This is a genomic window from Labrys miyagiensis, assembly GCF_030160835.1.
Taxonomy (GTDB): Bacteria; Pseudomonadota; Alphaproteobacteria; order Rhizobiales; family Labraceae; genus Labrys; species Labrys miyagiensis.
The window spans coordinates 169818-191725 of the sequence record NZ_BSPC01000024.1 but is presented as its reverse complement, the minus strand read 5'-3'; the positions used below and the strand labels follow the sequence as shown (position 1 = coordinate 191725).

General features: G+C 65.0%; 22 protein-coding genes. 5 read left to right on the top strand and 17 right to left on the bottom strand.

Annotation, left to right across the window (positions count from 1 at the left end; all coding sequences use genetic code 11):
• Positions 1–11: 11 nt before the first annotated feature.
• From QQL24_RS14095 to epmA, 5 genes are all read right to left on the bottom strand, one after another.
• On the bottom strand, positions 12–782 hold the full coding sequence (locus tag QQL24_RS14095) for a molybdopterin-dependent oxidoreductase (RefSeq protein WP_284312814.1): 771 nt from the start codon (positions 780–782) through the stop codon (positions 12–14).
• A 152-nt stretch (positions 783–934) separates the two neighbouring features.
• The gene (locus QQL24_RS14090) at positions 935–1525 is read right to left on the bottom strand and encodes a cytochrome b/b6 domain-containing protein (RefSeq protein WP_284312813.1); all 591 of its coding nucleotides are present in this window, start codon (positions 1523–1525) and stop codon (positions 935–937) included.
• Between the two features lie 143 nt (positions 1526–1668).
• A complete protein-coding gene (locus tag QQL24_RS14085; RefSeq protein WP_284312812.1) occupies positions 1669–2220 on the bottom strand; it encodes a fasciclin domain-containing protein in 552 nt (183 codons plus the stop codon).
• A 340-nt stretch (positions 2221–2560) separates the two neighbouring features.
• Positions 2561–2818 (bottom strand): GCG_CRPN prefix-to-repeats domain-containing protein, encoded by a 258-nt coding sequence (locus tag QQL24_RS14080; RefSeq protein WP_284312811.1) that lies wholly within the window; start codon positions 2816–2818, stop codon positions 2561–2563.
• A gap of 211 nt (positions 2819–3029) precedes the next feature.
• Positions 3030–4073, bottom strand: a complete 1044-nt coding sequence (gene epmA / locus QQL24_RS14075) for an EF-P lysine aminoacylase EpmA (RefSeq protein ID WP_284312810.1) — start codon at positions 4071–4073, stop codon at positions 3030–3032.
• A gap of 237 nt (positions 4074–4310) precedes the next feature.
• On the opposite strand from epmA, the gene QQL24_RS14070 reads away from it, so the two are divergent.
• Positions 4311–5048, top strand: a complete 738-nt coding sequence (locus tag QQL24_RS14070; protein ID WP_284312809.1) for a M48 family metallopeptidase — start codon at positions 4311–4313, stop codon at positions 5046–5048.
• 300 nt (positions 5049–5348) lie between these two features.
• Here QQL24_RS14070 and QQL24_RS14065 read toward each other — a convergent pair whose 3' ends face one another.
• Positions 5349–6236: a dihydrodipicolinate synthase family protein gene (locus tag QQL24_RS14065; RefSeq protein WP_284312808.1), complete on the bottom strand. Its 888-nt coding sequence runs from the start codon at positions 6234–6236 to the stop codon at positions 5349–5351.
• A 228-nt stretch (positions 6237–6464) separates the two neighbouring features.
• Here QQL24_RS14065 and QQL24_RS14060 point away from each other — a divergent pair, with 228 nt between their 5' ends.
• Positions 6465–7484, top strand: a complete 1020-nt coding sequence (locus QQL24_RS14060) for an aldo/keto reductase (RefSeq protein ID WP_284312807.1) — start codon at positions 6465–6467, stop codon at positions 7482–7484.
• A 73-nt stretch (positions 7485–7557) separates the two neighbouring features.
• Here the strand turns inward: QQL24_RS14060 and QQL24_RS14055 are convergent, their stop codons facing one another.
• From QQL24_RS14055 to treY, 6 genes are all read right to left on the bottom strand, one after another.
• The gene (locus tag QQL24_RS14055) at positions 7558–8499 is read right to left on the bottom strand and encodes a Gfo/Idh/MocA family protein (RefSeq protein WP_284312805.1); all 942 of its coding nucleotides are present in this window, start codon (positions 8497–8499) and stop codon (positions 7558–7560) included.
• A gap of 114 nt (positions 8500–8613) precedes the next feature.
• Positions 8614–10335, bottom strand: coding sequence for an arginine--tRNA ligase (gene argS / locus QQL24_RS14050; protein WP_284312804.1), 1722 nt, complete (start codon positions 10333–10335; stop codon positions 8614–8616).
• Positions 10336–10507: 172 nt separating this feature from the next.
• Positions 10508–10813, bottom strand: coding sequence for a DUF2934 domain-containing protein (locus QQL24_RS14045; protein ID WP_284312802.1), 306 nt, complete (start codon positions 10811–10813; stop codon positions 10508–10510).
• Between the two features lie 192 nt (positions 10814–11005).
• The gene (locus QQL24_RS14040; RefSeq protein WP_284312801.1) at positions 11006–11245 is read right to left on the bottom strand and encodes a hypothetical protein; all 240 of its coding nucleotides are present in this window, start codon (positions 11243–11245) and stop codon (positions 11006–11008) included.
• A gap of 120 nt (positions 11246–11365) precedes the next feature.
• A complete protein-coding gene (gene treZ / locus QQL24_RS14035) occupies positions 11366–13156 on the bottom strand; it encodes a malto-oligosyltrehalose trehalohydrolase (protein ID WP_284312800.1) in 1791 nt (596 codons plus the stop codon).
• Positions 13153–15852 (bottom strand): malto-oligosyltrehalose synthase, encoded by a 2700-nt coding sequence (treY, locus tag QQL24_RS14030; protein WP_284312799.1) that lies wholly within the window; start codon positions 15850–15852, stop codon positions 13153–13155. The genes treZ and treY overlap by 4 nt, the downstream gene beginning before the upstream one ends.
• A gap of 363 nt (positions 15853–16215) precedes the next feature.
• Between treY and QQL24_RS14025 the strand changes: the two genes are divergently transcribed.
• The 3 genes from QQL24_RS14025 to QQL24_RS14015 all read left to right on the top strand — a co-directional run bounded on the left by QQL24_RS14025 (position 16216) and on the right by QQL24_RS14015 (position 19265).
• Positions 16216–16422 carry a CsbD family protein gene (locus tag QQL24_RS14025; protein WP_284312798.1) on the top strand — a complete coding sequence of 69 codons (207 nt, stop codon included), beginning with the start codon at positions 16216–16218 and terminating at the stop codon, positions 16420–16422.
• A 250-nt stretch (positions 16423–16672) separates the two neighbouring features.
• Positions 16673–18658 (top strand): response regulator, encoded by a 1986-nt coding sequence (locus QQL24_RS14020; protein ID WP_284312797.1) that lies wholly within the window; start codon positions 16673–16675, stop codon positions 18656–18658.
• A gap of 481 nt (positions 18659–19139) precedes the next feature.
• Positions 19140–19265, top strand: coding sequence for a hypothetical protein (locus QQL24_RS14015; protein WP_284312796.1), 126 nt, complete (start codon positions 19140–19142; stop codon positions 19263–19265).
• Positions 19266–19762: 497 nt separating this feature from the next.
• Here QQL24_RS14015 and QQL24_RS14010 read toward each other — a convergent pair whose 3' ends face one another.
• The 5 genes from QQL24_RS14010 to QQL24_RS13990 form a co-directional block, all read right to left on the bottom strand.
• A complete protein-coding gene (locus tag QQL24_RS14010; RefSeq protein WP_284312795.1) occupies positions 19763–19900 on the bottom strand; it encodes a hypothetical protein in 138 nt (45 codons plus the stop codon).
• Positions 19901–20125: 225 nt separating this feature from the next.
• On the bottom strand, positions 20126–20404 hold the full coding sequence (locus QQL24_RS14005; RefSeq protein WP_284312794.1) for a hypothetical protein: 279 nt from the start codon (positions 20402–20404) through the stop codon (positions 20126–20128).
• Positions 20405–20439: 35 nt separating this feature from the next.
• A complete protein-coding gene (locus tag QQL24_RS14000) occupies positions 20440–20640 on the bottom strand; it encodes a hypothetical protein (RefSeq protein ID WP_284312792.1) in 201 nt (66 codons plus the stop codon).
• Positions 20641–20651: 11 nt separating this feature from the next.
• Positions 20652–20861, bottom strand: coding sequence for a hypothetical protein (locus tag QQL24_RS13995; RefSeq protein ID WP_284312791.1), 210 nt, complete (start codon positions 20859–20861; stop codon positions 20652–20654).
• 26 nt (positions 20862–20887) lie between these two features.
• Positions 20888–21721, bottom strand: a complete 834-nt coding sequence (locus tag QQL24_RS13990) for a transglutaminase-like domain-containing protein (protein ID WP_284312790.1) — start codon at positions 21719–21721, stop codon at positions 20888–20890.
• Positions 21722–21908: the final 187 nt, after the last annotated feature.

Sequence of the window (21908 nt, the reverse complement as noted above, 5' to 3'; positions counted from 1 at the left end):
CGCGCTCCCCGTTACAACCCGCTGAACCAATTATAGCCCTGGTCTTCCCAGAAGCCGCCAGGATAGTCGTTGGTCACCCAGAGCTCGTTGACATGCTTGGGGTTCTTGAAGCCGAGCTTGGTTGGCACGCGCACTTTGATCGGGAAGCCATATTTGCGCGGCAGGGTCTTGCCAGCGAATTTCGTGACGATCAGCGTTTGGGCATGCAGGGCGGTCGGCATGTCCAGGCTGGTGACATAGCGATCCTCGCAGCGGAAGCCGACATAGCGGGCCGACAGATCGGCGCCGACGAGACGCAGGAAATCGGCCAGCGGCGGGCCGCTCCATTCGCCGATGGCGCTCCAGCCCTCGATGCAGACATGGCGGGTGATCTGCGAGCGCGTGGGCAGGGCGTCGAGGCGATCGAGTGTCCAGGCGGACTTGTCGGCCACCAGGCCGCCGACGGCGAGCTGCCAGTCAGCCACGTCGACCTCGGGCGCGTCCTCCTCGCCATAAAAGGCGTTGAAGGGGAAGGGATCGGTGATCTCGGCACGGCTGAATTCCGGCGCCAGGCGGTCGGGACTGAACAGGCGCGCCTGCACCCAGTCGTTATAGGCCGAGACCGTGCGCAGCAGGACCTCCGCCGACGAGCTGTCGGTGACGGAGCAGCCGGTGAGCGCCACCAGCGAACCGAGCCCGGCCATCTGGCGTAGGAAGAGACGGCGCGAGGGGGCGGGGAGGAGCTTGCCCGCGTCCTTGAGGAGAAGGCCGGTGTCGATACCGGAGATGGGGCGTTTGAGCATGGGGATCTCCTGTTCCCGGGTGTCTCCCGGGTGCGCGGACGTCACAGCGACATGCTCGCATGTCGCGACGTCCGCATCCTGGACACACTGCTGTTGGGGGACGGGAAGAGGCGGACGAGACGTCCGCGCACCCGGGACGGCGGTCCCAGGCATCAGCGCCCCGTGACCATCGCGCGGATCGTCCTCGGCACCAGCAAGGCCATAGCGACATGGATAAGGATGGAGCCGACGATCCCCGCCATGGCCAGGAAGTGCACGAGCCGCGCCCCCTGGAAGCCGCCGAACAAAGCCGTCAGCCCCTGCAATTGCACCGGCTTCCAGATGGCGAGGCCGGACAGCATGATGAGACCGATCAGCCCGAGCACACCGGCATAGAGCAGCTTCTGCACCGCGTTGTAGTGAGAGGGATCGGCATGGGCGAGCCGGCCGCGCAGCGCGCTCGCAACATCGGCGAGGATCTCGCGCGGGCGGATCGGCCAGAGCTTGCGGCGATAGCGCCCGGAGAGCAGGCCGTAGCCGATGAGGACCGTGAAATTCAGGGCCAGCACCCACATGGCGGCGAAGTGCCAGAGCAGCGCGCCGCCAAGCCAGCCGCCCAGCGTGAGAGCCTCGGGAAAGCGGAAGGGCAGGATGGGCGAGGCATTGTAGATCTGCCAGCCGCTGGCGATCATCACCATCACCGTGGCCGCATTGGTCCAGTGGGTGATGCGCACGAGAAGGGGATGGATGGCGGGTGCGGCCATGGCGATGACCTCGCGGTGTTGGTGCGTTGCGCGGTGGACGGGACGCGGCGTTTCTGATGCCCTGTTCTGGCCACACCCCCTCCGACCCGGCTTCGCCGGGCCACCTCCCCCAGCTTCGTGGGGGAGGCCTGGGTGCGGTGCCCTTACGGCATCAGCACCTTGTCGATGGAATGGATAACGCCGTTCGACTGGATCACGTCATAGATGGTGATGTCGGCGGTGCCGCCCTTGGCATCGGTGATGGTGATGTTGTTGGGGCCGTTCAGCATCGCGGTGAGATCCTCGCCGGCCAGCGTCTTGAGTTCGGCCTTGCCGCCGCCCTGCTGCACCATCTTCTTGAGCGTCACGAAGGTGAGCTTGCCGGGCACGACATGGTAGGTGAGGATCTTGGTGAGCGTGGCCTTGTTCTCAGGCTTCAGCAAGGTATCAACCGTGCCGGCAGGCAAAGCGGCGAAGGCGGCGTTGACGGGCGCGAAGACCGTGAAGGGGCCCTTGCCCTGCAGGGCATCGACCAGGCCGGCTTCCTTGACGGCGGCGACCAGCGTGGTGTGATCGGCCGAATTGACGGCGTTCTGTACGATGTTCTTGTTTGAATACATCGCCGCGCCGCCGACCATCACATCGGCGTAGGCAATATTCGCAGCGAACAGCGAGCCCACCAGGCTGGTGGCGAGCAGCAGTGATTTCATAGACATCGGGTTCTCCTTTGGACGAAGGCAAGCCTTCTCTATCGCCGAAGAAGATATTCTCCGGCCTTTACATCATCTGACTTTCGGGGATCATCACGCTTGACCAGGTTGAACAATGTGCGTGACGGTCGATGTCTATACGGAGCAGATCCGTCATCGGTTCTCTGACGCCGCAATTTTTTTCTCACGGCTTCGTGAGCGGCCGGCCAGATTCTGCCATGCCCATAAAAAAACCGCCGACCTTTCGGCCGGCGGGTGAAATGGAGTCTCTCGCGGATCAAGTCTCGTGCCGCGTCAACGGCATGAGCGGACCTTCGCAGGCGGGTTTGTCGAGATTGTGGCGCGCCTACCAGCGGTGCCAGCGATAATTATAATGCGGCCGTCCGTACCAGCCGTAATATCGCGGATACCCGTAATAGACGCGCTGATCGGGGACGCAGCGCCCCCAATAATTGGGGTGCCAGCCAAAGCCGCAGCCCCAGCGTATATCCTGCACCAGGCCGGCGCCGTCGGCGGTCTTGGGTGCCAGGGGCATGGCCGAGGATGCCGATACGCTGGCCGTCAGCGCACCCAGAGCGAGTGCCGCAGCAAGGACGAGTTTCATTGCCTTCACTCCGAAAAATCGGCGGCCCACACGCCGCCGGGCGATATGATCGCCAGGAACCCGACCCAGCCCGATCATCCTGTCCGAGCGGACGGGCGGATTCAGTGCCGTGTGGCACAGGGCGTTTTGGGGGGCGGGTCTTCAGACCCGGCTATCTCGTTGCGTGCAGGCGAAGTGGCGGGTCTGAAGACCCGCCCCCCAATTTGGGGTCCTACGATACCGGGGTCCAGATCACCTGCTCGATGCGGCTGGCGCCGGTGGCCAGCATGGCGAGGCGGTCGAGCCCGAGGGCGATGCCGCTCGCCTCGGGCATGATGGCGAGCGCGGCGAGGAACTCCTCGTCGATCGGGTAGCGCTCGCCATAGATGCGCTGCTTTTCGTCCATCTCCGCCTCGAAGCGGCGGCGCTGTTCGACGGGATCGGTCAGCTCGCCGAACGCATTGGCGAGCTCGACACCGCAGGCATAGAGCTCGAAGCGCTCCGAAACCCGGGGATCATGAGCCGTGCGGCGGGCCAGCGCAGCCTCGACGCTGGGATATTCATAGAGGATGGTTGCCTGCCCCTGCCCCAGATGCGGCTCGATCGTCTGCACCAGCACGCCAGAATAGATGTCGGACCAGGTGTCGTCCTCGGCAACCCGCACCCCCGCGGCTTGGGCGGCGGCGGCGAGCGCGTCACGGTCGCTGGCACCGTCGGTATCGAGGGTGGCGAGCAGGTCGATGCCGGCGAAACGCTCGAAAGCCTCGGCGACGCTGAGCCGCTCGGGCTCGGCGAAAGGGTCCGTCTCCACGCCGCGCCAGGAGAAGCGCCGGCGCTGTCCCGTTTCGGCGGCAAGCGCCAGGAGGCGGGCGCAATCGGCCATCAGCGCCTGGTAGGGCTCGCCGGCCCGATACCATTCCAGCATGGTGAATTCGGGGTGGTGGGTGCCCGTGCGCTCGCGGTTTCGGAAGACCTTGGCGAAGGTGAAGATGCGCTGCTCCCCGGCCGCCAGCAGCTTCTTGCAGGCGAATTCCGGAGAGGTATGCAGATAGCGCCGATGGACGGAGAGATCGGCATCGACGAGGTCGGTGGCGAAGGCATGCAGATGCGTCTCGTTGCCGGGCGAGACCTGCAGGATGGCGGTCTCGACCTCGGTGAAGTCCCTTACGGCGAAGAAGGCGCGCAGGCCCTCCAGCAGCCGGCTGCGGCCGAGAAGGAAGGGGCGGCGGTCCTGGTGGGCGAGGGGATGCCACCAGGGGCTGGGGCCGGGGGTCATGGCGGCATCCCTGATCGTTGCATTGGTAAGGGCGGCGCGTCATTCCGGCCGCAGCGAAGCGAAGAGCCGGAATCTATGAACACGACCTTGGCAGGGTGGTATTCATAGATTCCGGGTCTCCTTTCAGTCGCCCGGAATGACGCGCCGTGTCTACCTTCGAATGCCTCTTGCTGATCGCCCCTACCATGCCCACCTTCCCGATCCGGGTTATGATGCAGCCTGGACCCTGATTCGAGCATGATTTCGCTGTTCCGACGCACGCTGCCGCCCGAGCCTGCCCATATCGAGGTCAGGATTGGGACGACCACCTATCCGGTCGCCGTGAGGCGGCTGGCTTCGGCGCGCCGCTACACGCTGAGGGTGCGCACGGCGCAGCGCGATATCGTGCTCTCCATGCCGGCGCGCGGGAGCCTGGCTACCGCCAAGGCCTTTGCCGACAAGCATGCCGGCTGGATCGCGCTGAAGCTCGCCAAGCTCGCGCAGGACGTCACCTTCATGCCCGGCGCCCTGGTGCCCTTTCGCGACGTGCCCCACCGCATCGAGCACCGGGCCGAAGGGCGGGGCACGGTGAAGCAGGAAGCGGGCAGCCCGCCGGTGCTGGCCGTGCATGGCGACATCAAGCATCTGCCGCGCCGCCTGACCGACTGGCTGAAGAAACAGGCGCTGAAGGAGCTGCAGGCGGCCGTGACGCGCCACACCCAGGCGCTCGGGGTCAAGCATGGGCCGGTGAGCGTCAAGGACACCGCCAGCCGCTGGGGCTCCTGCTCCTCCACGGGCGCACTCGCCTTCTCCTGGCGCCTGATCCTGGCCCCGCCCTTCGTGCTCGACTATCTCGCAGCCCATGAGGTCTCGCACCTGAAGGAGATGAACCACTCCCCCCGCTTCTGGCGCCTCTGCCGCCAGCTCTGCCCGCGCACCGAAGAAGCCAAGGCCTGGCTGAAGGCACATGGCGCGGGGCTGCACAGGTATGGGTGAGGGCTTCCTCACGCCAGATGGAACACGCGCTTCATAATCTGGCGAAGGCGCTGGAAGCCTCCCCCACGAAGCTGGGGGAGGTGTCGCGACGAAGTCGTGACGGAGGGGGTGTGGTCAGAATAAAACACGGGAAACGTCAATCTGAGGTCACGTTCCGAGTGCCTCACTCCGCCCACACCCCCTCCGACCTCACTTCGTTCGTCCCAGCGCACACAAAGTGTGCGCGATACCCCCAGCTTCGTGAGGGAGGCTTTGCGTTGCGCCTCGTTCTGGAATTCCTGAAGACCTTCCCTCCAAATCTCAAAACACCAGCGGCCCCAACTCCCCGGCAAAGCGGCGCACCCAGGCTTCGCCCCGGGCGGTGAGTGGATCGGAGGGAATTCGCCGTCCGCTCGGCACCAGCCCCAGCCGCAGCGCCGCCAGGAGCTTGCCGTGCAGCACCAGATGTTCGATGCCCTGCATGGCGAAGGCGACAAAGGGCAGGAGGTGGCGGTAGAGCGCCTCGGCCTCGACGTCATTGCCGGAGCGCATGGCGCGCTCGACCCCGCATTGCAGGTCGATCAGCTCGATGCCCGGGATCATGCCGTCGACCCCCGCCCGGTAATTGTCGGTGAGTTCCAGCCCGGCGCGGCCGTTGAACACCGCCATGCGCCGGTCGAGCACGTCGATGAGGTGGCCGACCGCCAGCGCGCTCGCCTCCGCCTTCACGATGCTGACATTGGGATGGGCGTCGTTGAGTTCCACCAGCTCCGCCGGGGACAGGCCGACGCCGAGGAACTCAGGCGCGTTCTGGATGCCGATGGGAGCATCGACCGCCTCGGCCACGGCGCCGAAATAGCGGATGAGCTCGCGCGAGGAGATCGGCGGGCGCGGCGGCTGCAGGATCAGCCAGCCGGCGCCGGCGGCACGCGCCGCCCGGGCGCTCTCGATTGTCTCGGTGAGATTCGGCTCGCCGACAGTCACGACAAGCGGGGCGCGGCCGGCGAGATCGGCATGGGTCCATTCGATCAAGGCCCGCTTTTCGGCGCGGGTGAGCTTGTTGGCCTCGGTGGCGAGACCCAGAATGGCGACGCCGGCGGAACCGGCCCTCAGCGCTGCCTCGATCTGGCGCGTGAGAGCGCTGCGCCGGAGCGCGCCCGCCTCATCGAAGAAGGCGTAGAGCATCGGATAGGTGCCGCTCGGCGTCACACTGCCTTCCCTCCCTCATGATCCGTTCAGATCGGAGGAAATGCCCGCGAAAACGGTACTTTCCATCACTCCCCGTCACAGCGATCACGGCCGCTTCTTGCTTGTTCTGTCAGTGCCCAAAAACCTTGTCAAACGAATTTTGGTCTGACAATTTAGGCTTCTGCGCCTGCTAAGATCCTGCAGCAAAACCCAAAAATCGTTTGAGAAAAATCCCTTGGGGAGGAATGAATGCCGAAGGAATTCGAGCGCCGCCGCGTCGGCAAGACCTCGCTGACCGTGCCGACTTTCGGCTACGGTTCGGCGCATCTGGGCGAACTCTACAACCTCGTCACGGAAGAAGAGTCCAGGGCCACCATCGACGCGGCCTGGAATGCCGGCGTGCGTCTCTACGACACCGCCCCCTGGTATGGCCTCGGCCTCGCCGAGCATCGGCTCGGCTACAGCCTCCGGCAGCGGCCGCGCGACGAATACCAGCTCATCACCAAGGTCGGCCGCATCCTGGAGCGGCCCTTCGATCCACCGACCTTCAAGTCTCAGATGTGGCTGGGCGGCATGAAGTTCCAGCACCGCTACGATTACAGCTATGACGGCATCATGCGCTCCTACGAGCAGTCCATGATGCGGCTCGGCATGAATACCATCGACGCGCTGGCCATCCACGACCTCGACGCCGCCTATCAGGGACCGGATTTCGACTATCGCAAGAAGGATCTCGTGCACTCGGGCATCAAGGCGCTCGAGGAATTGAAGAAGCGCGGCGAGATCAAGGCCATCGGCATGGGCATCAACACGAAGGAGGCGCTGGAGACGGTGGCGCCCCTGGTGGACCTCGATTTCGTGCTGGTCGCCATGCCCTACACGCTGCTCGACCAGGGCCCGCTGCATACCGGCATGGCCGACTGCGTGAAGCGCGGCGTCAGCGTGATCATCGGCTCGCCGCTCGCCTCCGGCATCCTCGCCACGGGCTCGGGCAGCACCTCGAAATATGGCTATGCCAATGCACCGGAGGAGATCCAGAAGAAGGTGCGCGACATCGAGGAAATCTGCCGGGCGCATGACGTGAAGCTGCCGGCGGCGGCGCTGCAATTCGTGCTGGCCCATCCGGCCGTGGTCTCGGAGATCCCCGGTGCGGTGAAGCCGAGTGAGGTGGAGGCGAATGTCGCCTCGCACCACGCGCCGATCCCGAAGGGGTTCTGGGCGGATCTAAAGGCGAAAGGGTTGATCGACAGGGATGCGCCGACGCCGTGAGGGGGAAGGGCGCGGCGCCAGCCTCCCCCACAAAGCTGGGGGAGGCTTCACGTTGCGCCCTACGTCCCTTGTCTCACCACTCGAACGCTTCCACCACCTCGCGCTTGCCCACCACCATCGCATCCGCCACCAGATGGAACGGCGCCACGTCCACCGCGCTTTCGCCTCCGTCCAGCAGTCCGGCGAAGCGCTCATAGATGCCTTCATACTCGGCCATCGGCTCGGACACGGTCATCACCCCGTTGACCGCCAGCTTCGAGCCGCCGTCGATCAGCGTGAGCGTGGTGCCGTCTTCGGTCTTGATCTCGATTGTCCAGGTCTGGTCGCCCGTCTGGCGCCAGTCGAACTCGGCCGTCAGCGAAGCGCGCGGCACTCCGGCGCTGGAGGAGAAGGTGAGCGAGGCGGCGATCGGCGTGTCGCGGTTGGCGGGATAGGCGAGTGTCGCCGCCGTCACGAAGAAGGGTTCCGGCGCGATCTCGGTGAGGATGGAGAGCGCGTTGATGCCGGGATCGAACACGCCGAAGCCGCCTGGCTGCCAGATCCATTCCTGGCCGGGATGCCAGCGCCTCACATCCTCCTTCCAGGTGATGGCAAGGGAAGCGATCTTCTTGCCTGCAAGGCGCTTCTTCGCCTCCGCCACGCCCTTGTTGTATTGCGAATGCCAGGTGGCGAAGAGCACGCAGCGCCGGGCCGCGGCCTGACGCTGCAGATCGGCCAGTTCGCTCACCGTCGGCGCCGGCGGCTTTTCGAGCAGGACGTTCATGCCGGCATTGAGCGCCTCCAGCGCCACGGCATGGCGCACCGCAGGCGGGGTGCAGATCGCCACGGCATCGAGGTCGGGCATGGCGGCATAGAGTTCGGCCGGCGTGCGGAAAGTCGGCACGCCGGGCTGCTCGATGCCGCGCTGGCTGACCAGGGCAGCGAGGCGGAAGGCCGGGTTCTTGGCAATGACGGGCAGATGCTGGTCGATGGCAATCTTGCCCACGCCGACGATCGCGATGGAATGCTGGCTCATGCGTCTCCGCCCTGTCCTATTTGTCTGTCAAATACAGCGTTCAGCTATCAGCAATTCGTCGCGTCGGGAAGGGGCTCTTCCGGGTGCACGGGCATCCTGCCCGTGCATCGGAACTTACATCTTCTCCGGCACGTCGATACCAAGCAGCCAGAGGCCCTTGGCCAGCACGGCGCGGGCGAGGCCGCACAGGGCAAGACGGGAGGCCCGCTGCACGTCGGTATCGGCATTCAGCACATGGCAGGCGTCGTAGAAGCGGCTGAAGCTCTGGGCAACGCCGAAGATGTAGTCGGCGACCTCGTTGGGCGCGAGGTTGCGGGCGGCAGAAGCCACCACTTCGGGCAGGCGGGCGCATTCCAGCACCAGGGCGCGCTCCGTCGGCTCGGTGAGGACGATCGCACCCGGATGGATCTGGCTCAGCTCAGCCTCGTTCAGGATCGAGCCGATGCGCACGCAGGCATATTGCACATAGGGGCCGGTCTTGCCCTCGAAGGTCACCATGCGGTCGGCGTCGAAGATGTAGCCGGAGATGCGGTAGGAGGAGAGGTCGGTGAACTTCACCGCCGCCAGGCCCACCTGCCTGGCGAGTTGCTCGCGGTCGAGCGAGGGATCATCGCCGCGCAGCCGCTCCCCGGCCTTTTCGATGGCCTCGCCGAGCAGGTCCTTGAGCTGGGCGACGCCGCCCTCGCGTGTCTTGTAGGGCTTGCCGTCGGCGCCGTTCACCGTGCCGAAGCCGGCATGAACAAGCTCGACACCCGGAGCGATGTCCGCCTTCTCCGCCGCGCGGAAAACCTGGCGGAAATGCAGTTCCTGGCGCTGGTCGACGACATAGACGATGCGCCTGGGATCCTGGTCGCGCACGCGCGCCACGATGGTGGCGAGGTCAGTGGTGGCATAGAGCGCCGCCCCGTCCGACTTCTGCAGGAGGAGCGGCGGCAGTGGCTTGGCCTCGCCGGGCGTCGCGACATCGATGATGAGGGCGCCCTGGTCCTCCACGGCCACGCCCTTGGCGACCATGTCGGCGATCATGCCGGGGATCAGCGGCTGCACATCGCTCTCGCCGAGGAAGAGATCGAAATGGGTGCCGAGTAGGTCGATATCCTCGCGCTGGGCCTTGAGCGAGATGTCGCGCAGCGCCTGCCAGATCGCCGTGGCGTCGGGATCGCCGGCCTGCAGGGCGGCGGTGGCGGCGCGGGCGAGTTCCATGCGGGCGGGATCGGCCTTGGAGGCGGCGGCGGCTTCCGGATAGAGGCGCTGCAGATCTTCCATGGTCAGCGCCGGCGTGGCGCCGAGCGGCAAATCGGGCCAGCGCAGGCGGATCTCGGAGATGAGCTGGCCCATCTGCAGGCCCCAATCGCCGAGATGGATGTCGGAGACGGTGTGGAGGCCCTGGGCGTCGAGGATGCGCCGCAGACTCTCGCCGATCACCAGCGCCCTGAGATGCCCGACATGCAGCGGCTTGGCGACGTTCGGCCCGCCATAATCGAGCACCACCGTATCAGGCGGGAGCTGGACGATATTGAGGTCCGATGATGCCGCCTGTTCGGAAGCGCACTGGGCCAGGAAATCGTCGGCGATGCGCAGGTTGAGGAAGCCGGGGCCGGCCACCGAGACGTCCTTGAACGCCGGGTTCTTCCTCAGCTCCACGGCGATCGCCTCGGCGAGCTCGCGCGGATTGCGCTTCATGCCCTTGGCAAGCGGCATGGCGCCGTTGCACTGCAGATCGGCGAGATCGGGCAGAGTGGAGCGGGTGGCGCGGGCGGTTTCGGTGGGCAGTCCGCAGGCAGAAAAGGCGATCGCCAGGGCGTCATCGACGAGGCGGTTCAAAGAGGCAGACATGCGGACGCTTTCCATCAGTTAGGTCAGCGTTCGCAGTAAGCAGCTTGCCGGCTCCAGGCAAGCTTTTCGGGTGATTTTTGCTACGGAGTGGCGGTCTCCGACCGCCAGTCTGGAAAAGGGGTTTGTGCGAAGAGAGTAGATGGCGGTCGGAGACCGCCACTCCAGAAGCACCTCAGAACCGCCCGCCCACGATCTTTATCGGGCGTCCCGGATCGATATAGGGGCCAGAGCCGGCATGCTCCTCGCCCTTGTGACTGAGATCGGGCACTTCGCGGAGATTGTCGAGCGCGGCAACGGCGTCGATGATGTCGTTGCCCTCGGGATTCTCCGGCACCAGCGTAAACTCGGCGGTATTCTCCTGTATCACCAGCTCGCGGGCCATGTCCCAGTGCAGAAGCTCGCGGCCCTCGGGGCAGCCTTCCAGCTCCCATAATTCGCGGGCCTTGTCGCGGATCTTCTGAGTGAGGTTTTGCGTCATCAACTTCTCTCCCGGTCTGGGGTGGTAAGAGAAAACGCCCGGAACCTCGAAGGGTTCCCTCCCAGGGCGTCTCGAAACCGCCGACGCATGGCGGCTGTCATATCCGTGCTATCCCTTGATCCCTAAGGCAAATTGCGTCCGGGCAGAAGCGGATTTTCAAGCTAGCGCATTGGCGTCAAATCGCAAAACGCTTTAGCTGAAATCCGGGATTCTCACCTTCGCCCTGGCGCCAAGGCGCGCCTTGTGGCCGATGAAATGCGCGGTCTTCTGGAAATCCATGCGTGCCATTGCCGGTGACATGCCGCAACTCACCGCGATGCGTTCAGCTTCACGATGCAGGTCGAGGGAACCGCCCTCCAGGACGGCTCTTGCAATCAGCGCTTCGACTTTTTCGGCATAAAGCTGGGGGCGCAGCGGCAGATGCTTCGGCATCGGTCTCTCCTGAGGATGAAGGCAAAGAAACGACTCGGCGAAAACGCTACGCAGCCTCACCACCAAACATGGCGGAGATGGTTCGGTTCCGTGCCCAAAGCATAATTTTTTGATGACAGTTCATGGCCTGAGGGTCCAGACCACCGTCCAGGGCGCGAGGGCTGCTCCGACCTTGTGCCCCTCGATCCAGACGGGCCGGCCTTCGACCACCTCATCCAGCAGCCTGGGCGTGGCGCTGAGGTTGAGAGCGACGGTCAGGACCGTGCCGCTCTCCCCCTCCCACCGCACCTCTACCACCCCCTGCTCGCCCACCTTATAGCGCCCGCCCTGCACGAAATCCGGAATCAGCGGCACGATCTTGCTGACCCGCACGGCCAGGATGCGCCGATACCAGGCCAGCATGTCGGCATGGGGCGCATCCTCGCGCTCGCGCCAGCGCAGCTTGGCCGACTGGAAGGTCTGCTCGCTCCCCGGATCGGGGATCGTCGCGCGGGCTTCGGGCTTGGCATATTCGGGGAAGCGCGAGAACTCGTTGCGGCGCCCTTCCCGCACCTTCTCGGCCAGCTCGGCGTCGACGTCGCAGAAGAAGGTGAACGGCGTCGAGGCCGCCCACTCCTCGCCCTGGAACAGCATGGGGATCTGCGGCGCCAGAAGGTAGATCGCCGCCGCCGCCCTGACTGCCGCAAGCGGATGATTGTGATGGATACGGTCCCCGGTGGCGCGGTTGCCCACCTGGTCATGATTCTGCAGGAAGGCAATGAAGGAATCCGGCGGCAGATGGGCCGAAGCCTCGCCGCGCGGACGCCCGCGATAGGGCATCCTTTCCCCCTGGAAGGCAAAGCCCTCCGCGAGCGCCCGCCCCAGCAGGCGTGGGCGATTGGTATAATCGCCGTAATAGGCCGAGTTCTCTCCGGTCACGGCGACATGCAGGACATGATGCATGTCGTCGTTCCATTGCGCGGTGAAGCCCACCGCTTCGCCCTCGCGCCGGGTGAGCCAGCCCGCCGAATTCTCCTCATTCTCCAGGACGAGATGGATGGGCCGGTCGGCAGCGACGGTGCTCACGGCTGTGCGGATTTCATCGAGGAGATGGAATTCGCTGGAGTCGCGGATCTCGTGCACGGCGTCGAAGCGCAATCCGTCGAAGCGGAATTCCTCCAGCCAGTAGAGCACATTCTCGATCACGAAGGCCCTGACCTCGGCGGAGCCTTCGTCATCGTAATTGACGGCGGCGCCCCAGGGCGTTTCATGCCGCTCTGTAAAGACGGGCGCGTAGAGCGGCTGGTAATTCCCCTCCGAGCCATAATGGTTGTAGACGACATCCAGCATCACCGAGAGGCCGAGGCCGTGTGCCGTGTCGATGAAGCCTTTCAGGTCCTCCGGCCTCCCATAGGCGGCATCCGGCGCGAAGGGCAGCACGCCGTCATAGCCCCAGTTGCGGCGGCCCGGGAAATCGGCCACCGGCATGAGCTGGATGGCCGTGACGCCGAGCTCCGCGAGATCCTCGAGCCGGCGGGCCGCACTGGCGAAGGTGCCTTCCGGCGTGAAGGTACCGACATGCAGTTCATAGAGCACCGTCTCGTGCCAGGGCCGCCCCCGCCACGCCGTGTTGCGCCAGCGATAAGCCGCGGGATCGACCAGTTCGCTCGGACCGTGCACATCCGCGGGCTGGAAGCGGCTGGCGGGATCGGGCACGGCCTGGCCGTTTTCCAGCACGAAACAGTAGCGGCAGCCGAAGCCGGCCGTCGTCTCCAGGCTGTGCCAGCCGCCATGGCTCTGCATGGGCAGCGTTGTTCCGTCGAACTGCAGGCGCACCGAGCGCTGCTTCGGGGCCCAGAAGCGGAACACGACCCTGCCGTCGCGGACGAAGGGCCCGAAGTGCGGAGTGCGATGGACGGGAAGTTCCATCATCGCCGCGATCTCCGGACAGCAGTGGGATGTACCGGCATCAGCACGGCGGCAGGCAGATCCGCGAGCAGCATGGCAACGTCGATCCCCTCGGTCCCCGCCGTGATCTGGCGTCCGGACAGTATGTCGCAATAAAGGGGGCGCCGCGAGGGCAGCGGCAACAGGCCGCCGGCCGCGCCGCGGCTGGGAAAGCGCGCCGCCGCCACGATGATCGAGCCCTCGCCATGCTGGCGTGAGAACGCGATGAGGCGCTCGTCCTCCAGCTCGATCGGCTGGTACTCGCCTTCGGCGAAGAGCGCAGCGTGTTCCCGGCGCAGGGCCAGGAGCTTGGCGGTGGCGGCGAGCTTGGCGCTGCCATCCGCAAGGTCGCAGGCGGCGATCGGCTGCCCGGCCCCGCCGAGCCGGCTGCTGCGCCAGACCCAGTCGACCGGGCGGCGATTGTCGGGATCGACCAGGCTGAGGTCGAAGCCTTCGGCGCCCTGATAGAGGTCGGGCACGCCGGGCACGGTGAATTTCAGCACGGTCTGCACCAGGCTGTTGGCGGCGCCGAGCGGCAGGATGCGCTCCTGGAAGGCCGTGAAATCCGCGAGGAACGCCTGATTGGCGAAGGCCCCGGCGATGAAGGCGCGTAGCCCCACCTCGTAATCCTCGTCGGGCGCGGCCCAGTTGGTGTGGACCTTGGCCTCGCGCACCGATTTCAGCATGGCGGCCTGGATGCGCTCCTCGAAACCCTCCAGTGACCCGGACTCGAGCGGCCAGGCGCCGACCAGCAACTGGCAGAACAGGAAGATGTCGTTGCTGTCGGGCATTGCCGCGCTGCTGCCCAGCATCCCCTGCCAGCGGAGCACGGCCTCGGCGAAATCAGGGGCGATCTCGCTCAGCACCGCGAGCCGGGCCCGGCAGTCCTCACCGCGCTTGGTGTCGTGCGTCGAGGTGCCGAGCATGGCGCCCGCATGGCGAGCGCGATTGGCGGCGTGGAAGGCCGCGACGCTGCTGCCGAGCCGTCCGGGATGGCCGCCGACCTCATTGGCCGCCACGAAGCGGTTGTAGCGGTAGAAGGCCGTGTCCTCCACGCCCTTGGCCATCACCGGGCCGGTATATTGCTGGAACTTCATCGCAAAGCGCAGCACATCCTGGCGGCTGAAGCCGCTGCCCGGTTTGGCGACCGCCTCGCAGCTCAGCACGGAGAACAGGAAATCGAACACGGACCGATCGATGCCGCTCCCCGTGCGGCGCGCGCGGGCCACGGCATGGCCCAGCTCTACGAGATCCGTCTTGCTGGCGCCGGCCGGGTCGACATAGGTGCGGTAGACCCGGAAGCCCGCCACGATCTCCCGCAGGGCGCGCTGCAGCACGTTGCGGGTGAAATCGGCGGTGCGTGGATTGGAGCGGGCGATACGGGCCGCCTCGCGCGCCAGGCCGCCGAGCTCGCTTGCCATCTCATCTTCCATGATGGCGAGCTTGCACTCGCGCATGATGGCATCGAAGGTGCGGCTTTCGCCGCTGAAGCGGCGATAGAGCTCGCTCAGGCGCGGTTCGCCGGCCTGGTCGATCAGGAGATGGGTGAGCAGGTTGGCGAATTCGTAGCCGGTGGTGCCATCCACCTGCCAGTCCTCGCGCAGTTCTTCGCCGGGGCCGAGGATCTTCTCGACCACGAGATAAATCGGCTGCGGCGCCTTTTCGCGCAGGCGCAGGCAATAGGTCCTGGGATCGAGCAGCCCGTCGATATGGTCGATGCGCAGGCCATCGAGCGTGCCCTGCCCGATCAGTTCGAAGACGAGGCGATGGGCGTGATCGAACAGTTCCTCATGCTCGATGCGCAGGCCTGCGAGGTCGGAGATGTTGAAGAAGCGGCGATAATTGATGTCGTCGGCGGCGACGCGGAAGAAGGCCACACGCCAATGCTGGTCGGCGATCAGCCGGTCGAGCCGCAGCCAGCTTTCGACATCGCCTGCTTTGCCGGCAAAGCGAGCCACGCCCTGCGCGACGGCGGTCGCTGCCTGCGCATCCTCGGCCACCAGCGCCGCGAGCTGCGCCTTGAGCTCGCGTACACGGCGCTGCTCGTGGGGGCGGAAGCCGGCAAGATGCGAGAAGGCGTCGCCCAGCTTCTCGAGCTCGGCATGAGCGCCGCCGAGGATGCGGACGTAATGGCCGGGATAGACGGGCAGCTTGTGGACGCCATGCGCCCACACCGCCAGCTCGCCGGCCGCCTCGTCGAAGCGCAGTTCCAGGCCACCATCGGCAAGCACCGCGCCATACTGGCCGCCGAGCACGGGAATGAGCACCTTGCCGGCCAGATGCGGGCCTTCGGGCTGCCAGTCGATATCGAACCAGCCGGCATAGTCCGAGGCCGGCCCCCATTCGAGCATGTCGAGCCAGAAGGGGTTGTCGGCCCCGCCGACCCCCATGTGATTGGGCACGAAATCGAGGATGAGGCCGAGCCCGTGGCTGCGGAAAGCCTCGCTCATGCGGGCGAAATCCTCGGACGTTCCGAGTTCGGGATTGAGGGCGTCATGGTCGACGATGTCATAGCCATGCGTGCTGCCCGGCCGCGCCTTGAGGAATGGCGAGGCATAGACGTGGCTGACGCCCAGTTGCGCCAGATAGGGCGCGAGCGCGCCGGCATCGGTGAAGGTGAAGCGGGAGTTCAACTGCAGGCGGTATGTCGCCCGCGGAATCGGGCTCTCGGCTGTTGCCATGAGGCGTCCTTGTCGGATCCAGTCGGAGGAAAACCAGCGGAGCGGCGAAAGGTTGCCTCGTGCCACAGAAGCGGCCCGAGCACCCAGATGCCGTCCACCGGCCAGGACGTTTGCTAAAGCGTTTTGCGATTTAACGGAATCGGCAGGAATCGCAAAGACGCGTCGAAACAGAGAGTCAGAGCAAGGCAGTGTTTACGCTTAAATGCGCTTTGCTCTAGTATACCGATACCAGCCCGGTAATGCCAAAAAGGTCGAAGTCGCGCTGCTCCTTCGATCCCGCACTGCGGAAAATCCCTGCTCCACTGCCGGAACCTTATCCGCGACCGGACGTTTTCCCGACATCCCACCATCAAGGAGATTCCCATGGATTGGAACCGTGTCGAAGGCAATTGGAAGCAGGTCAAGGGCAAGGTGAAGGAGCAATGGGGCAAGCTCACCGAAGATGACCTCGATGTCGTCGAAGGCAAGCAGGACCAGCTCGAAGGCAAGATCCAGGAACGCTATGGCATCGCCAAGGACAAGGCGAAGGCGGAAGTGGAGAGCTGGTATAGCCGCCAGCAATGGCACTGAGGCCGGCCCGATCGATGGGTCTGGCCGGCAATGCCGGTGAGCCTCAATCTTATCCCCGGATGCGACGGCGCATCCGGGGTTTCGTTTGGGAAGACCGGCCTTTCCAGCGGTCCCGATTTCGGGAATAATGACTCACTGTGTAATGCCCGTGGTGTGGATAGTCCCCAAGGTGACTTGGTCCTGCTTGCGGAACGGAGCGGTATGCACCGACCTTCCCAGGCACCTGCGGCTCAGCTGATGGTGCATCGCGATGCCCCGCCGCACGAATCTCATTCTCAACGCCGATGGTAACGGGGCCGCGCGCCACGCCAAGAGTCGGGCCCTCGGCCGCGCTGCGGAATTCGAGGTGATCGAGGCGGCATCCGGCTTCGAAACCCTGGTGCTCGTCAAGGAAAGGCGGCCCACCTTGGTGCTGCTCGACGTCAAGCTGCCCGACATGAGCGGTTTCGATGTCTGCCGCATCATCAAGCAGGATTACCCTGAGACGCTGGTCGTGCAGACCTCCGCCTCTTTCGTCTCGGGGCGTGACCGCACGCGTGGCCTGGAGGCGGGCGCTGACTCCTATCTGGCGCAGCCCTGCGAACCGGCCGAGCTGGTTGCCTCCGTGCGGGCACTGCTGCGGATCCGTGCGGCGGAGATGGCGCTGCGCGAGAGCGAAGCCAATTTCCGCACCCTGGCCGAGAACATCCCGACCCTGTGCTGGATGGCCGCCGCCCATGGTGGCATCTACTGGTACAACAAGCGCTGGTATGATTATACGGGCCGTACGCAAGAACAGATGAGGGGCTGGGGCTGGCGCTCCGTGCATGACCGCACGGTGCTGCCCGCCGTGATCAGGCGCTGGCGCAAGTCGCTGAAGACAGGCACGGCCTTCGAGATGGTGTTTCCCCTGCGCGGCAAGGACGGCCTGTTCAGGCCCTTCCTCACCCGCGTCGCACCGGTGACGGATGACAGCGGCCGCATCATCCGCTGGCTCGGCACCAACACCGACATCTCCAAGCAGACCGAGGTCGAGAACAAGCTGCGCGACCTCAACGAGACGTTGGAGCAGCGCGTCCAGAGCGAGGTCGCCGCCCGTGTGGCGGCCGAGAACAGCCTGCACCAACTGCACAAGGTGGAGGCGCTCGGCCAGCTTACCGGCGGCATCGCGCATGACTTCAACAACATGCTGGCGGTGATCATCGGTGGGCTGACCCTGCTCAAGCGCAAGCTGGCGCGCGGGCAGACGGATGTCGACCGCTATATCGACGGCGCGCTGGACGGCGCCGAACGAGCGGCCGCCCTCACCCGGCGCCTGCTCGGCTTTTCGCGCCAGCAGCCGCTGACGGTGGAGCCGGTGAGCGCCGACGCCATGATCCACGACATGACCGACCTCCTGTCGCGCACCTTGGGCGAGCACATCCACATCGCCACGGTGCTTGCGCCCGACAGCTGGGTAGTGGAGACAGACAGGAGCCAGCTCGAAAACGCCCTGCTCAACATGTCCGTCAATGCGCGCGACGCCATGCCCGATGGCGGCGAGCTGCGCATCGAGACTGCCAATGTGATGCTGCCGCGGCGCCTGGCGCAGGAGTTCGGCATACCCGCCGGTCCTTATCTCAGCGTCGCCGTCACGGATACCGGCACCGGCATGTCGGACGAAGTTGCCGCCCGCGCCTTCGATCCCTTCTTCACCACCAAGGGAGTCGGCAAGGGCACGGGGCTCGGGCTCAGCCAGGTCTTCGGCTTCGTGCGGCAGACGGGCGGGCATGTCACCATCGACACCGCACTCGGCAGCGGCACCACCATCCGCCTCTATCTGCCACGCTCAGAGAGGGTCGAGAGCCAGAAGCCCGAGTTGCGCACTCCGCTTGCGACAGTCCCCGGCCAGTCTCATGAAACCGTGCTGGTTGTGGAGGACGAGGACAGGGTGCGGGCCATGGCGGTGGGGGCGCTGCAGGGCCTCGGCTACAATGTCGTCGAGGCCGCCTCCGCCAGCGAAGCCCTCGATGTCGTCTCGGCCGGGCAGCCGATCACCCTGCTCTTCACCGATCTCGTCATGCCGGAAATGAACGGCGGCGAACTCGCCTCCCTCGCCCTTGCGCGGGTGCCGAACCTCAAGGTGCTCTTCACCACCGGCTACGCACCCGACGAGAACGGAGACGTGCAGGTCAAGGGAGCCGACAGCCGGCCGCTGCACAAGCCCTACTCGCTGGAGCAGCTATCGCGGCGGGTCAGGGCCGCGATCGATGGCTGAAGTTTTGGAACGCCTGAGGGGCGTTGAAAAAGAAGTGAATCGGCAAGCCGGTGTTCAGGGAGTAGAAGAGGCGCGCCGCCTGAAGCGCTTATTATGGTCATCCCGGACGCGATGCGGCATGCAATGCCGCTTCGCAGATCCGGGATCGCGAAAAGCGCCTTCTCTTCGCGCGATCCCCGGACCAAGCAATTGTTTGGTCTGTCTGCATCGCACCATTGCGTGGCGCAGTGCGCACGGGATGACCATAAAGGCCTTCACCTGATTTCTCTGGACAAACATAGAACGACTATTGACTTTCGTTCGTTGCCGTGTTTTATTCCCTAACGGAATGAGGCGTCAGCGGCCGGCGTCTGTACAACCCGGCCCCGAACGCCTCCATCCACCCCGACAGCCTGTCCAAGCGGGTAGGCGTATGGCGGTCCTGCTTCTTTCGAAGCCGGCCTCCAGGGGTGACGAGCGGGACAGACGGGATCGGCACCCCATGGAAGTGCCCTGTGATCCCTGGACGGAGCGTGACGGGCTTGAGCCCGGCAACGCCTTCGTCCCACGTCCCGCCGATGCGGTGAAGACGGCTCATGCCACTGTCCGGCCAGGACTGCAGCGCTGAGCCCCTTCACCGAGCCGGCTGGCTCAGGTTCGGATGGTCCGTGCCATCCGCTCCCGGCTCGCCTCCGCCTTCATAAGGCGGAAAAAACAGGTGGTCTTGCGCGCCTTGTCAGCGTGCCGGGCAGCCGGAACGGGGCGATGGCGGCCTGCACCGACAGTGCGGCCTGCATCTTCCATGATCATGCCTTCACGGCTGCCCCGCAGCCGCCATCGCCCGGTCTCCTCATCAACCCAGCCGGAAAGGGCGTGGGAACGAGAGCGTTTGCGCGTTGTGGTGGGAAAGCAGCGGAGGCAAGAGAGTCTGACGCCTGGGGATCGTTGAGAAATCAGTGCTTGAAGCACGACGCGGGATCTTCCCAGGGGGGAAGGGAAATCGGCAGCGTCGTGCTTGAAGCACTTATTTTTTAACAATCCCCAAAGGTACAAAAAAGGGAGGAACACCGGCTCCTCCCTCGACTACTCTATGGATGAATGGATGATGTGCGGCGGGAGCGAAGCTCAACCGCGAGGCGGCAGCCGCCGGGAACGCCTGGCGATAACCCTGACGCGGGCAAGTTCTCGGGTCCGCGTCGCGTAGACGGTGCACAGGCCAAGGGCCAGCAAGGTCGAGAAGATGGCAAGCAGGTCATTCGTCATGTCACGTACCCCTGATATTCCTTCAAATCAGTATCGTTTGCCGGATAGATAACGCGCCAATCGGCACTAAGTTCAGTTACAATTTCCTAAGAATTCGAAAATGCCCTTGTTCTTCCCCTAGAGCAAAGCGCGTCTACACGCAACCGCCCATTGCTCTAACCCCCTGTTTTGACGCGTCTTTGCGATTCTGGCAGGTTCCGTCAAATCGCAAAACGCTACAGGGAATCATGCATTTGCCATCAGCAGCACCAGCAAAAGCAGGATGAGAACCACGGCGCCCGGCTTCCAGTCGAGCCCCTTGATTGCCGCTCCCACAATCGCCGCCACGATAGAGGCGCCGATGCCGAGGGCTGCTGTAAACCACATATGCGCAGTCCCGCCGATAGCAAGGCCGACGGCATGGGAAAGCAACATAAAAATGACGATCAGCGTCAGTCGCAGAAAGTCTTCATAGAAATGCTTGTGGGTTGAGAAATCGTCCGAGGGCTTGATTGTCTTTGCCATGACAGCCTCCCTGAGCGGTTGGGATTGTGTTCCTTCTACTCCTCCCGGTCCGGTTGCGGATCGGGAGGTTGCGGCTCCTCCTGCGGCGAGCCGGGCGGAATGCCCGGTGGCTCGCCCGGCGAGATGGTGTCGGGTGTCGGCGCCGGTATTCCGACCGGCGGCACGGGCTGCGGCACCTCGAGGGGGGTCGGCGATTCGAGGGGACCAGGTGCAGGCCCTTGGGGTTCGGTCGGCATCGGCGCTTCCCCTATTTACGCTTATCGGGCTGCCCCTCGGCACTCGTCGAAACGAGGGGCGCCTTCCGATCGGCCCGCGCCGCCGGCCGTTCGGAAGCGTGCCCGTGGTTTGGGGCACGGGTGAGGGAAACAGGATCGCTCGCCGGAAAACTCTCGGCCAGGGACCTGTCGAGCGCCTTGTCGAGTTCCTTGTCGGCGCGCTTGCCAGGTTTCGTGGACATGGATGCGTCCTCCGCAAAGGCGGGGCCTATTCAGCCGCAACCGCGTAGTTGAAATCGGGAACTTCCTCGGTGGTCACCTCGAAACGGCGCAGGATATGCGGGCCGAAGGATTGCAGCATCGGGATATCCATGGCGTCGCGCCCGCGCGCCACCAGGATGCGGCCGATGCGCGGCACATTGTGGCGGGCATCGAACGTGTACCAGCGCCCGCCGAGATAGGCTTCGAACCAGGCATTGAAATCCATCGGCGCCGGATCAGGCGGCACGCCGATATCGCCGAGATAGCCGTTGCAGTAGCGCGCGGGAATGTTGAGGCAGCGGCAGAGCGTGACGGCCAGATGGGTGAAATCCCGGCACACGCCCACGCATTCCTCGAAGGTCTCCATCGCCGTACGGGTGGCGCGGGCAGTCTCGTAGCCGAAGGTCACGCGGTCGTGCACGAAGTCGCAGATGGCCTGTACCTTGGCCCATCCCCCCTCGATGCCACCGAATTTCCACCAGGCGAAGGGGGCGAGCAGGTCCGTCTCGCAATAGCGGCTGGCCAGCAGAAAGGGCAGCGTATCGGTGGGCAGGGCGGCCACGGGCACCAGCGGTGCGTCCGGCGCCGAGACATCCGGTTGGCCACTATCGGCGATGACGCCATGGCAGGACAATTGCGTCACGCCGGCTCCTATCGCGATGCGGCGGCAGCGATTGCCATAGGGATCGGTGAAGCCGTCGACCCTTGCCGGGCCGCTCACCAGAAAGGGATGTTCGAAGACGATATCGCGCCGGCGAGCCGCCTCGACATCGAGCGCGGTCAGGAGCGTGGTGGGCTGGGCCGTCTCGATCTCGATGGTATAGCCATAGCGGATATGCATGGTCGAACTCCGGATGACGGGGCTGGGGCAGCCTTTCATGAGGGCTTTTGAAGCGGCAGCCGGCTGAATTCAGCTCCGACGCCGCATTTCATGGCAGGAGAACAGCCATATTTGCGGAAAGTTCCCGGGAATCTGCCGGAAAGCCATCACATCCGGCGGGAAATCCGCCGCGAGGCGGAAGGCGGCC